Annotated in this window: 9 protein-coding genes; 8 read left to right on the top strand and 1 reads right to left on the bottom strand. The window is 68.7% G+C overall.

Translation table 11 applies throughout. The features are described from left to right. Nucleotides 1-88 precede the first annotated feature (88 nt). The 3 genes from ABFG95_RS15230 (at nucleotide 89) to gluQRS (ending at nucleotide 3,791) form a co-directional block, all read left to right on the top strand. Nucleotides 89-2,113, top strand: a complete 2,025-nt coding sequence (locus tag ABFG95_RS15230; protein WP_049070417.1) for a TRAP transporter permease — start codon at nucleotides 89-91, stop codon at nucleotides 2,111-2,113. 238 nt (nucleotides 2,114-2,351) lie between these two features. After that, on the top strand, nucleotides 2,352-2,810 hold the full coding sequence (locus ABFG95_RS15225) for a DUF494 domain-containing protein (protein WP_049070415.1): 459 nt from the start codon (nucleotides 2,352-2,354) through the stop codon (nucleotides 2,808-2,810). 99 nt (nucleotides 2,811-2,909) lie between these two features. Next, the gene (gene gluQRS / locus ABFG95_RS15220; protein ID WP_278991751.1) at nucleotides 2,910-3,791 is read left to right on the top strand and encodes a tRNA glutamyl-Q(34) synthetase GluQRS; all 882 of its coding nucleotides are present in this window, start codon (nucleotides 2,910-2,912) and stop codon (nucleotides 3,789-3,791) included. Nucleotides 3,792-3,924: 133 nt separating this feature from the next. On the opposite strand, the gene ABFG95_RS15215 is transcribed toward gluQRS, so the two are convergent. Then, nucleotides 3,925-6,582, bottom strand: coding sequence for a GDYXXLXY domain-containing protein (locus tag ABFG95_RS15215; protein WP_348994724.1), 2,658 nt, complete (start codon nucleotides 6,580-6,582; stop codon nucleotides 3,925-3,927). A gap of 62 nt (nucleotides 6,583-6,644) precedes the next feature. Here ABFG95_RS15215 and ABFG95_RS15210 point away from each other — a divergent pair, with 62 nt between their 5' ends. The 5 genes from ABFG95_RS15210 (at nucleotide 6,645) to ABFG95_RS15190 (ending at nucleotide 12,917) form a co-directional block, all read left to right on the top strand. Then, nucleotides 6,645-9,296, top strand: coding sequence for a DNA topoisomerase III (locus tag ABFG95_RS15210; protein WP_054485405.1), 2,652 nt, complete (start codon nucleotides 6,645-6,647; stop codon nucleotides 9,294-9,296). A gap of 133 nt (nucleotides 9,297-9,429) precedes the next feature. Then, the gene (locus tag ABFG95_RS15205; RefSeq protein WP_049070409.1) at nucleotides 9,430-10,485 is read left to right on the top strand and encodes an ABC transporter substrate-binding protein; all 1,056 of its coding nucleotides are present in this window, start codon (nucleotides 9,430-9,432) and stop codon (nucleotides 10,483-10,485) included. Nucleotides 10,486-10,487: 2 nt separating this feature from the next. Then, a complete protein-coding gene (locus ABFG95_RS15200) occupies nucleotides 10,488-11,258 on the top strand; it encodes an ABC transporter ATP-binding protein (protein WP_020925717.1) in 771 nt (256 codons plus the stop codon). 7 nt (nucleotides 11,259-11,265) lie between these two features. Continuing rightward, nucleotides 11,266-12,120 (top strand): ABC transporter permease, encoded by an 855-nt coding sequence (locus ABFG95_RS15195; protein WP_054418774.1) that lies wholly within the window; start codon nucleotides 11,266-11,268, stop codon nucleotides 12,118-12,120. Nucleotides 12,121-12,134: 14 nt separating this feature from the next. Beyond that, the gene (locus ABFG95_RS15190) at nucleotides 12,135-12,917 is read left to right on the top strand and encodes an SDR family oxidoreductase (RefSeq protein WP_278991747.1); all 783 of its coding nucleotides are present in this window, start codon (nucleotides 12,135-12,137) and stop codon (nucleotides 12,915-12,917) included. The last annotated feature ends 65 nt before the right edge of the window (nucleotides 12,918-12,982 follow it).

The following is a 12,982-nucleotide window of genomic DNA, read 5'->3' as shown; positions in this document are numbered from 1 at the left end:
CCATCGGGAAGCGCGCGGCCGCCGGCGCCGCGCTTGCACAGGGCCGCCTCGGGCGGCCCTGTTCGCGATTCACCTGAGAAACACGGCTATGGAAATAGACCACGAGAAAACACAGCAGCTGGCGGAAAAGTACGATTCCGAGATCCGCTTCCGGCCGCTGCACAAGAGCGCAACCTGGATCGTCTCGGGCCTGCTGGTGGCGCTGTCGCTGTTCCACTACTACACCGCCGGCTTCGGCCTGCTGCGCGAAGCCACGCATCGCGGCGTGCACCTGGCCTTCGTGCTGAGCCTGATCTTCCTGGTGTTCGGCTTTTCCAAGGCGCACTACCAGCGCGAGCCGAAGTCCACCTGGTACGCGCCGGGCGGCGTGCCGCTGTATGACTGGATCATCGCCATCGCGCTGGCGTTGTCGGTGCTGTACATCCCTTATATCTTCGAGGATCTGGCGTTCCGCGTCGGCAACCCGCTGCCGATCGACGTGCTGATGGGCTCGATTCTGTTGATCGGGTTGCTGGAGGCCACGCGCCGCGCCATGGGCTGGCCGCTGCCGATCATCGCGCTGGTGTTCATGGCCTACGCCGCCTTCGGGCCGTATTTCCCCGGGCTGCTGCAGCACGCGGGCAATACGTGGTCGCAGATCGTCAACCACATGTACCTGACCAGCCAGGGCGTGTACGGCGTGGCGGTGGGCGTGGTGGCCACCTACGTGTTCCACTTCGTGCTGTTCGGCGTGCTGGCCACGCGCATCGGCCTGGGCCAGCTGTTCCTGGACGTGGCGTCCACCATCGCCGGACGCTATGCGGGCGGCCCGGCCAAGGTATCGGTGTTCGGGTCGGCCATGTTCGGCATGCTGTCGGGTTCGTCGGTGGCCAACGCCGTGACGGTGGGCTCGCTGACCATTCCGGCGATGATCCGCATCGGCTATCCGCGCCACTTCGCGGCGGGGGTGGAGGCGGCCAGCAGCACGGGCGGACAGATCACGCCGCCGATCATGGGCGCGGCGGCGTTCCTGATGATCGAGTTCCTGGGCATTCCGTACCAGCAGATCGCGATTGCGGGCATCTTCCCGGCCTTTCTGTATTTCTTCGGCATGTTCATGCAGGTGCACTTCGAGGCCAAGCGCGAGGGCCTGCGCGGGCTGACGGCCGAGGAAATGCCCAAGCTGAAGCAGTCGTTCAAGATGCGCTGGCCGACGCTGATTCCGCTCATCCTGCTGATCGGCGTGCTGGCCAGCGGCCGCACGCCGTACCTGGCGGCGTTTGCCGGCATCACGGGCTGCATCATCGTGGGCCTGCTCAATCCGTTCCAGCGGCTGCACTGGCGCGATCTGTACGAAGCCTTCGAGACCGGCGCCAAGTACGCGCTGGCGGTGGGCGCGGCGGCCGGCACCGTGGGCATCGTGATCGGCGTGGTGACGCTGACGGGCGTGGGCTTCAAGATCTCGTACATCGTGATCTCGGCGGCGCAATCGATCGCCGGCGTGGCGGGCGCGATCATTCCCGAGACCATCGCCAACGCCCAGTCGCTGACGCTGGTCGCGGCGCTGATCATGACGGGCATCGTCTGCATCCTGATGGGTTGCGGCATTCCCACCACCGCCAACTACCTGATCATGGTGGCGGTGGCCGCGCCGACGCTGGTGCAGCTGGGGGTGCAGCCGATCGCGGCGCACTTCTTCGTGTTCTATTTCGGCATCCTGGCCGACATCACGCCGCCGGTGGCGCTGGCGGCCTACGCGGCGGCGGGCATGGCGGGCAGCGATCCCTTCAAGACCGGCAATACCGCGTTCCGGTTGGGCATCACCAAGCTGATCGTGCCGTTCGTGTTCGTGTTCTCGCCGTCGCTGCTGATCTCGGTGCAGGGCTTCACGTGGTACGACTTCTTCGTGACGCTGTTCGGCTGCATGGTGGGGCTGGTGCTGCTCTCGGCGGCGTTCTCGCGCTACATGCTGGTGGGCATGAAAAGCTGGGAACGCTGGCTGTGCACGCTGGGCGCGCTGCTGACCATCCTGCCGGGGCTGACCAGCGGGCTGATCGGACTGGCCATCTGCATTCCGGTGTTCATCCGCCAGCTGGCGCAGCTGAAACTGGAAACGGCGCCGAAAACCGTCTGAAGCGTAGGGGTATTAAAGAGGGGCGGACCCCGGCAGTCCGCCTCGGCCACATCGCGCAACCCCTTATTCTGTCAGCCTTTCCGCGCGGTTTTCATGACTGTCGCAAGGCCACTACGCCCCCCGTTCCCAGTCTTTCCGGCGGTTGCCCGGGCAAATAAATCAGCGTAAAGTAAAATTCATGTTTGCTGGTCTGCCGATATGCGGGCCGACTGTGCAAACAGGCACAAGACTGCGCCATATGTTCGATATCCTGGTTTACCTGTACGAGAATTACTACACGCCGCAAGCCTGTCCCGCCGCTGACGTGCTGGCCAAACGGCTGGCCGCCGCCGGGTTCGAGCACGAGGACATCGATGACGCGCTCGGCTGGCTCTACGGCCTGGCCGAAACCACCGAACGCTGCGTCGATCTCGCCCAAGCCCCCGCCACCGGTACCCGGATCTACACCGATAACGAATACCAGCAGCTCGGCTCCGAATCCATCGGCTTCATCGCCTTCCTGGAATCGGCCGGCGTGCTGCCCGCGCCCTTGCGCGAGATCGTCATCGACCGGGGCCTGGCGGCGCCGGAATCGCCCGTGCCGCTCTCCAAGATCAAGATCATCGCCCTCATGGTTCTCTGGAGCCAGGAAGCCGAGATCGACAACCTGGTCCTGGAAGAGCTGCTGGACGAAGACGGCACGCGCTTGCTGCACTGACGGCGCCGGCGCCGGCCGGCGTTCGTATCCCCGCGACGCGCGCGCTTGCTGCGCGCGGCGTCGCCACGCCGCAACCCCCTTGCTCCGCTTCGCCATCCCGTGACCTACACCGGCCGCTTCGCCCCCAGCCCCAGCGGCCCGTTGCACGCGGGCTCGCTGGTGGCCGCGCTGGCCAGCTGGCTGGATGCGCGCGCCCACCACGGCCGTTGGCTGCTGCGCATCGAGGACGTGGACACGCCGCGCACGGTGCCCGGCGCGGCCGAGACCATCATGGGCCAATTGGAGGCCCTGGGCCTGCGCTGGGATGGCGACATCGTCTGGCAATCGCAACGCGGCGACGCCTATCAGTCGGCCTTCGACGCGCTGGCCGCGCGCGGGCTGGTCTATGGCTGCGGCTGCACCCGCCGCGAGATCGCCGATTCGGCGCTGCGCGGCCAGGCGGCGCCGGGCGCGGACGGTGAACGCCCATACCCCGGCACCTGCCGCCACGGCCTGGCGCCGGGACGCGAGGCGCGCGCCTGGCGCGTGATCATGCCGGAAGGGGTGGAGCGTTTCGAGGACCGCTGGCTGGGGCCGCAGGAGCAGGACGTGGCGCGGGCGGTGGGCGACATCGCCGTGAAGCGCGCGGATGGCCTGTGGGCCTATCAACTGGCGGTGGTGGTGGACGACGGCGCGCAGGGCGTGACCGACGTGGTGCGCGGCGCCGACCTGCTCAGCTCCACGGCGCGCCAACGCGTGCTGGGCCGGCTGCTGGGCCTGCCGCCGGTGCGCTATCTGCACGTGCCGCTGATCCTGGACCCTGCCAGCGGCCTGAAGCTGTCCAAGCAGAACGGCGCCCCGGCCATCGACACGAGCGCGCCGCTGGCGTCGCTGCAAGACGCCTGGCGCGCGCTGGGCTTCGCGCCGCTGGACGCGCCGGACACGGCGGCCTTCCTGCGCGAGGCGACGGCGCGCTGGGCCGCGCGCTTTCCGCTGCCCTGATCCGGCATGGCCGGCAGGAGCCGGCGGCCGTCACGGGCAGTGCAATCGCGCGTGCCGAGACGCCCGTTCCGATGCATGGCCGACGGCCACCCGGCCACATCACGCCGGGTGGAGCGCCGCCGACCTGTGATCCCTACAACGGCTGCAGATCCTCGCCCAGCATGCGCACCAGCAGGGCCTCGCCGTTCTCGGCCACGCGCAGCTCGCCGAACTTGGCGACCTCATAGCGCTTGGCCTGGCCTTCAGGGAAGAAATAGGCATTGGTGACGATACGCACCTGGTTGTCGCGCACGCGATAGCGCAGCGGCACTTCGCCGTCGCCATGCGGCTTGGCGTCGGTCTGGATGCGCACGGGCTGGTACACGCCGCGCGAATCGCCGGTCAGCATGACGTAGCCGTCGGACGCTTCGCCCATGACGGCGTCCTCCGTGTCCCGGCGCTCGCCGCTCAACCGCAGCCGGGTGACTTCGCGCCCGGCGGCGAAGTTGAGCGCCATGTAGTCGCCCTGCATCAGCGAGCGCGGGTCGACCGGCGCCAATTCCAGGATCACCAGCCTGCCGTTGGCCAGCAGTTTTTCGCGCTGCCAGATACTGCCGTTGGCCACCACCAGCACCAGCGCCAGGCCGCCCAGGATCGCCAGGGTGCGCCAGCGCAGGGCCGGCGAGACCGGCGGCAGCGGCGCGCGGCGCGACGGCTCCTGGGTGCGCATCAAGCGCGGCACCAGCCACACCAGCCCCCGCAGCACGAACAGCAGCACGGCGCCGCCGCCCAGCCACAAGGACTTCTGCAGCAGCGGCACGTCCAGCTGGTAGTAATAGACGCCCAGGTAAGCCAGCAGGCTGAAGACGCCGAACAGCGCCACCCGCGGCTGGTTCAGGCCGAAGCCCAGCAGCAGCCAGGCCAGCGCGAAGCCCACGCCGGGGCTGGGCAGCCAGAACAGCGCCAGCAGCAGCAGGGCGATGGGCACGCCCCAGGTGACGCCGCCCGTCAGCACCTGGCGGCGCGGCCACAGCACCGCCATTGCCGCCGCCGCTGGCAGCAGCGCGCCCGCGCATACCAGCACGGCGGTCTGTGCGTGCAGTTGCCACATGGCCGGCAGTTGCAGCACCGACAGGCCGCTGGCCAGCCACACCATGCCCTGCACCGACAGCAGAAAGGCCCAGGCCAGCGGTTGCAGCGCGTGGCCGCGCTTGCCGCCCAGCCGGTGCGCCAGGGTCAGGATCACCGCCGTGGCCCAGGCGCCGGTCACGGCGATGGGCAGCCAGATGAAGGCGGCGCGGGCCATGTCGAGATACAGCAGGGAGTCGATCATGTCCTCGCGCAGCAGCTCGGGCGCCAGGATGCGCCAGATCAGGCCGGCGCCGGCCAGGGCGATCAGCCCGCCGCTCAGGAAGCGCAGAATCACGTCCGGCCCCAGCGCGTACACCGCCGTGGCCATCAGCAGCACGAACAGGCAGGCGCTGGCGAACGAGGTCGAGCTGGACATGCCGTAGATGATGAGGATCTGCCCGGCGAAGGCCATGGCGGTGCCGCACTGGCGCCAGAACGGGCCGGCGTCGCTGCGCAGCACGGCCACGCCGGCGGCGCACAGCACCAGGCCGGCCACCAGCGCGCCTTCCTCTGAATTGATCATGCCCGAGAAGGCGACGAACGCCAGCAACAGCACCGTCGACAGCCAGGCGCTCAGCGCCAGGATGCATTGCACGTACCAGGGCGGCTCGGTGTGCGGCACGGCGGGCGGCGCCAGTTGCGCCACGGGTTCGCCGGCCTCGCCGGGATCGACCGCGTTGCCGGCCGAGGCGGCGGCGGGCTCGGCATCGGCCGGGGCCGCGACCGCCGCCCGCGGCCCGGCGGCCAGTCCGCGCAGCCAGCGCGCCGCCCAGACGGCCTCGGCCATCAGCAGCGCCGCCAGCGGCAGGGCCGCCCAGATACCAGGCTCCAGCCGCAGCAGCCATTCGCCTACCACCCGCAGCGAGACGCAGATGACGCCGGCCACCAGCATGGCCAGGATGACCAGGTCGCGGCGGCCGCGCTGGTAATAGAAACCCAGGCCCAGCGTCACCGCGATCCAGGCCAGGCTGTTGACGGAGCCCAGGCCGCGCGACAGGCCGTTGCCGATCACCAGCACCGTCACCATCGGGCCGAACACCAGCGCCGTCACCAGCGCGCTGATCACCAGCGCCGCCAGGACCCGCGGTCCGACCAAGGTGCTGGCGCGCCAGCGGCGCGCCGCCAGTTCCCAGCCCAGCAGCAACAGCAGGTTCCAGGCGGCCACGATCAGGCTGGCGATCTGGGGACCGCCCAGGATCAGCCACCAGGTGAAGGCGCGCTCGCCCAGCCACAGGACCAGGGCGACGTTGGTCACCAGCGCCCACAGCAGCCAGACGGCCTGGCTGGCCGCCACCAATGCCCACGGCAGCAGCAGGACCGCCCACCAGGCGAACAATTCCCAGGTATCGGCGCCAGTCTGGTAAGTTTGGCCTAATAACGCGAGCAGGGCGCCGAGCAGGATGCCGGCCAGGGCCAGCAGCGCGCCGGGAATGCTGCGGCGCACGCCAGGGGTGGCGCGCAGGCGCAAACCGGTCCAGGCGGCCGCCAGCGCGGTCAGGGCCAGGAGGCCCTGCGTGCCGGAGAAGCGCTGGATTTTTGTCATGTCCTGCCAGTTCGCCGCGACCCAGCAGATGGCGGCGCTGCCGAGCAGCAGGACCCCCAGCCAGAGGGTGCTGCGCGCCAGGAATTGACGCCATGCGTGAAGTTCCGATCCCACTTGCCGTTCAATGCCGACTTGCATCTCGCGAAACTCCGATCTTATTATCCGCGCTACTACGGCGGGACTGCCGCCACTGGATACACATGAATAAAACGCTGATTATTGCCGAGAAGCCCTCGGTGGCCCTTGATATATCACGCGCCTTGGGAGGCTTTGCGCGCGAGGGCGACTATTTTGAAAGCGAACGTTACGTACTGGCGTCCAGCATCGGGCATTTGCTTAGCTTGGTCGCGCCCAACGATCCGGTCAAGGGGAAATGGAGCTTCACGCACCTGCCAGTAATTCCGCCTGAATTCGAGCTGGGGCCGACCGACAAGAAATCCGCCGAGCGCCTCAAGCTGCTGGTGCGCCTGGCCAAGCGCAAGGACGTCGATGCCATCATCAACGCCTGTGACGCGGGGCGCGAGGGCGAACTGATCTTCCGCTACATCATTCAGTATGCGGGCGTGAAAAAGCCCATCCAGCGCCTGTGGCTGCAATCCATGACGCAGGCCGCCATCCGCGAGGCCTTCGCCAACCTGCGCGACGACAGCCAGCTCAAGCCGCTGGAGGCCGCCGCCCGCTCGCGCGCCGAGGCCGACTGGCTGGTGGGCATCAACGGCACCCGCGCCATGACCGCCTTCAACAGCAAGGACGGCGGCTTCTTCAAGACGCCGGTGGGCCGGGTGCAGACCCCCACGCTGGCCATCGTGGCCGAGCGCGAGGAACGCATCCGCCGCTTCGTGCCGCGCGACTACTGGGAAGTGCGCGCCACCTTCGTGGCCGCCGCCGGCCTGTACGAAGGCCGCTGGATCGATCCGGACTTCAAGAAGGACGAGCGCGACCCCGAGAAGCGCGAGTCGCGCCTGTGGTCGCAGGCCGCCGCCCAGAGCGTGGTGGCCGCCTGCCGCGACCAGCCGGGCAGCGTCACCGAGGAATCCAAGCCGTCGACCCAGATGTCGCCGGCCCTGTACGACCTGACCTCGCTGCAGCGCGAGGCCAACGGCCGCTTCGGCTTCTCGGCCAAGACCACCCTGGCGCTGGCCCAGACCCTGTACGAACGCCACAAGGCGCTGACCTACCCGCGTACCGATTCGCGCTATCTGCCCGAGGACTACATCGGCACGGTGCAGGAAACCATGCGCGCGCTGGCCAAGGGCGGCTCCAACGCCGTCGGCGGGCTGTCGCGCCATGCCGAGACCGTGGTCAGCCAGCACTGGGTCAAGCCGAACCGCCGCATCTTCGACAACAAGAAGGTGTCGGACCACTTTGCCATCATCCCGACGCTGCAGATCCCGCACGACCTGAGCGAGGCCGAGGCCAAGCTGTACGACCTGGTGCTCAAGCGCTTCCTGGCCGTGTTCTTCCCGGCCGCCGAATACCGCGTCACCACCCGCATGACCGAGGTGCAGGGGCATCGCTTCCGCACCGACGGCAAGGTGCTGGTCAATCCGGGCTGGCTGGCCGTGTACGGCAAGGAAGCCCAGGGCGAGGACGCCAACCTGGTGCCGGTGGGCGACGGCGAGACCGTGCGCACCGAGGACGTCGAAGCCGTGGGCCTGACCACCAAGCCGCCGGCGCGCTTTAACGAAGGCACGCTGCTGTCGGCCATGGAAGGCGCCGGCAAGCTGGTGGACGACGAGGAACTGCGCGAGGCCATGTCCGAGCGCGGCCTGGGCACGCCGGCCACGCGCGCGGCCATCATCGAAGGCCTGCTCAACGAGGTCTACCTGCGCCGCGAGGGCCGCGACCTGGTGCCGACCGCCAAGGCGCGCCAGCTGATGACGCTGCTGTCGGGCCTGGACGTGTCGGAACTGACCTCGCCCGAGCTGACCGGCGAATGGGAACACAAGCTCAAGCAGATCGAGCAGGGCGCGCTGGACCGCCAGGCCTTCATGCGCGAGATCGCCCAGATGACGCAGGTGATCGTCAAGCGCGCCAAGGAATACGAGCGCGACACGGTGCCCGGCGACTACGCCACGCTGCAGACGCCGTGCCCCAAGTGCGGCGGGGTGGTCAAGGAAAACTACCGCCGCTTTGCCTGCACCAACTGCGACTTCTCGATCGGCAAGCACCCGGGCGGCCGCACCTTCGAGCTGCCGGAAGTCGAGGAACTGCTGGCCAAGCGCGAGATCGGTCCGCTGCAGGGCTTCATCAGCAAGATGGGCCGGCCGTTCGCCGCCATCCTGCGCATCAGCGACGAGTACAAGCTGGAATTCGACTTCGGCCAGAACGACGAGGACGACAACGAGGCGGTGGACTTCTCCGGCCACACGCCGGTGGGCACCTGCCCCAAATGCCAGTCGCGCGTGTTCGAGCACGGCATGAGCTACGTCTGCGAAAAGTCTGTCGGCCCTGAAAAGAGCTGCGACTTCCGCTCGGGCAAGGTCATCCTGCAGCAGGAAATCTCGCGCGAGCAGATGGAAAAGCTGCTGACCGACGGCCGCACCGACCTGCTCGACGGCTTCGTGTCCAGCCGCACCAACCGCAAGTTCAAGGCTTTCCTGGTGCGCCAGCCCGACGGCAAGATCGGCTTCGAGTTCGAACCGCGTCCGGAGAAACCCGGCCGCGGCCGCGCCCCGGCCAAGACCGCCGGCGCCGCCACCAAGACGGCGGCGAAGAAGGCGCCGGCCAAGAAGGCCGCGGTGAAGAAGACCGCCACCAAGACCGCCACGAAAACGGCCACCAAGACGGCGACCAAGACCGCCGCCAAGAAAGCCGTGAAGAAGGCCGCGCCCAAGAAGACCGCGGCATAAGCCGCCACGGTCTACACTTGCGTGGCACGACGAGAACGCCCGGGCAACCGGGCGTTTTCCATTGTTGGACGGCAGGCGCCGCTGCGGTATTGTTGACGCCAAACAACCACACCCGATCGAGACCGAGGAAGACATGAGCACGAGCCCCCACTTCACCACCCGCCGCCGCGTGCTGGCCGCTACCGGGGCGCTGGCCGGCGTCACCCTGATCGGCGGCCGCGTCGCCTTCGCGCAGCCCAAGCTGGGCCGCGTAGTCTACGGGCAGGGCAGCATCGACCCGTTCTTCGCGGCTGGCTACGTGGCGCTCAAGAAGGGTTACTTCGGCGAAGCGGGGCTGGAGGTCGAGTACCTGAATTCGCAGAGCGGCCCGCGCACCAACCAGTTGCTGGCGGCCGGCCAGATCGCGTTCGGCGCCACGGCCGCCACCGCCGCGCCGGCGCTGACGCTGGCCGGCAAGCCGGCCGCGCTGGTGTTCGGCTTCGACCGCAAGCTGACCTACGCCAACGTCATCGTGCGGCGCGAGGATTTCGACAGCGGCAAGATCAAGTCGCTCAAGGACCTGGCCGGCAAGCGCGTGGGCGCGACCCAGCCGCAGTCCAGCACCTGGCTGATGGCGCTGTACCTGATGCAGAAGGCCGGCGTGGCCGACAAGGTCGATATCCGCCCCCTGGGCGACCTGGCCACCATGCTGGGCGCGCTCAAGACCGGCTCGGTGGCCGCCAGCATGGCCACCATGTCGATGATGGAGCAGGCCCGGCAGGAAGGCTGGGGCGTGCCGATCTTCGACGCCACCACCGAGGCCTCGTGGAACGAATTCATGGGCGGCGACGTGCCGGGCATCGCCGCGCTGACGCTGCAGGACACCATCCAGAAGCGGCCGGAAACCGTGCAGGCCTTCGTCACCGGCCTGGTGAAGGCACAGAACTTCATCACCGCCCACAGCGCCGCCGAGATCGCCGACGTGATCTACGACGATTACCTGAACGCCTTCCCGCGCGCCGCCATCGAGAAGACGCTGGGCGTGTACAAGGACACGGTGTTCCTGGGGGACAACGTCATCACCGAGGACGCCTACAACCGCATGACCGCCATCATGGGCGACGGCCGCCAGTTCTCGAACGACGAGATCAAGACGGTGCCGTACGACAAGTGCGTCGACATGCGCTTCGTGCGCCGCGCGCGGAGCTAGCGATGATCACGCTGGACCGGGTGGGCAAGGCCTACCAGACGCGCCAGGGCACCACCCACGCGGTGGGCGAAGTCAGCCTGGAGATCGCGGCGGGCGAGTTCGTGTCGATCGTCGGCCCCTCGGGCTGCGGCAAGAGCACGCTGCTGAACATGATCGCCGGCTTCCTGCCGCCCACCACCGGCCGCATCGTGGTGGACGGACGGGTGGTCGACGGCCAGGTGCCGCCGGCGCTGGGCTACATCTTCCAGAAGGACACGCTGCTGCCGTGGTTCAGCGTCAGGAAGAACGTGGCGCTGGGCCTGAAGTTCCAGGGCGTGCCTGCCGCGCGCATCGCCAGCCGGGTGGCCGAGCTGCTGGAGCTGGGCCACCTGACGGCCTTCGCCGACGCCTTTCCGCACCAACTGTCGGGCGGCATGCGGCGGCGCGTGGCGCTGCTGATGAGCCTGGCGGTGGAGCCGCGCATCCTGCTGCTGGACGAGCCGTTCGGCGCGCTCGATACGCACACCAAGACCCACCTGCACCGCGAGCTGATGGAGATCTGGCGCAAGCTGGGCCAGACCGTGGTGCTGGTCACGCACGACCTGGACGAGGCCATCCTGCTGTCCGACCGCGTGGTGGTGCTGTCCGGCCCGCCCAGCCGCGTGCTGCTGGACGAGCGCATCGCCATCCCGCATCCGCGCGACGTCTTCACCCTGCGCGAGACGCCGCAGTTCGTCACCCACGTGCAAAGCCTCTGGAGCGTGCTGGGCCAGCAGTTCCGCGCCGCCGCCTGATTCCGCCATGACCGCTCCCGAATTCAACGATACCCTGCAGGACCAGTTGCGGCTGGACCGCCGCGCCAGCGCGCGGCGGCGCCTGCGCATCACCTTGTGGCAAGTGCTGATCCTTGCCCTCATCCTCGGTTCCTGGGAAACGCTGACGCGCATCCCGTGGTTCACCCAGAACACGCTGTTCGATCCGTTCTTCATCAGCCAGCCGTCGCGCGTGGCGGTGCGGCTGTGGGAATGGCTGCAGCCCGGGCCGCGCTCGGTCTGGCCGCACCTGTGGCTGACGCTGCAGGCCACGCTGGTGGGGCTGGTGGTGGGCGTGGGCAGCGGCTTCATCGTCGGCATGACGCTCAGCCGCAGCCGCTTCCTGGCGGACGTGTTCAACCCGTTCATCGTGGCCTTCAACTCGATGCCGCGCATCGCCTTCGTGCCGCTCATCACCATGTTCTTCGGCCTGGGGCTGGCGTCCAAGGTGGTGACCTCGTGGTTCGTGGTGTTCTTCCTGGTGTTCTTCAACACCTACAAGGGCGGGCGCAGCGTCGAGCGCGAACTGGTGGACTTCTGCCGCACGCTGGGCGGATCGCCGCGCCAGATCCTGTGGCGCGTGCGCATCCCGACCGCCGCCGCCTGGACCTTCGCCGCGCTGCCCAACGCCATCAGCTTCGCGCTGATCGGCGTGGTGCTGGCCGAGTTCGTCGGCTCGACCACCGGCATGGGCTACCTGATGATCACCGCGCTGGCTACACTGAACGCCACCGACATGTTCGCGGCGGTCACGCTGTTGTCCATCGTCGGCATCGCGCTGGTGTACTGCGTCACCTGGCTGGAACGGCGGCTGCTGCACTGGGCGCCCGAATTCCGCGAATGAACCGAGCCGCAACCATGACGACTTCCTTGCCCTATCTGCGCAACTTCGACCTGAGCGGCCAGGTCGCGCTGGTGACCGGCTCGGCCCGCGGGCTGGGCTTCTGTATCGCCCGCGCGCTGGCCGGCAGCGGCGCGCGCGTGCTGATCAACGGCCGCAACGAGCAGGCCGCGGCAAGCACCGCCGCCGCGCTGCGCGGCGACGGCCTGGACGCGCACGCGCTGGCCTTCGACGTCAGCGACGATACGGCCATGGCGCGGGCGTTCGCGCGCATCGACGCCGAACACGGCCGCCTGGACATCCTGGTGAACAACGTCGGCGCGCGCAACCGCAAGACGCTGGCCGACACCAGCGCCGCCGAGATCCGCGAACTGATCGACACCGACCTGGTGGCCGGCATCCTGCTGGCCAAGCACGCCGCCGAACGCATGGCGCGCCAGGGCGGCGGCCGCCTGATCGCCATCACCTCGGTGGTGGGCGAGCTGGCGCGCGCCGGCGACGCCGTCTATCCGGCCGCCAAGCAGGGCCTGACCGGCATGGTGCGGGCGCTGGCGGCGGAGTTCGGCGGGCGCGGCATCACCAGCAACGCGATCGCGCCGGGCACGTTCGCCACCGAGACCAATGCGCAGATGGTGGCCGACCCGGCGGTCGGCCCGCGCATCGCGGCCCGCAACCCGACCGGGCGCTGGGGCGAGCCGGAGGAGATCGCCGGCGCGGCGGTGTTCCTGGCGTCCAAGGCGGCGTCGTACGTGAACGGCCACGTGCTGGTGGTGGACGGCGGCCTGTCGATCCAGTTCTGACAGCGCGCTGGCCGTGCGGCAAAAACGAAGGGGCCCGCAAAGGGCCCCTTCATCATTCCGGCGGT

It is taken from the genome of Achromobacter sp. HNDS-1, from assembly GCF_040084795.1.
Classification (GTDB): Bacteria; Pseudomonadota; Gammaproteobacteria; order Burkholderiales; family Burkholderiaceae_B; genus Achromobacter; species Achromobacter ruhlandii.
This window is presented reverse-complemented; position numbering and strand designations above follow the sequence as displayed.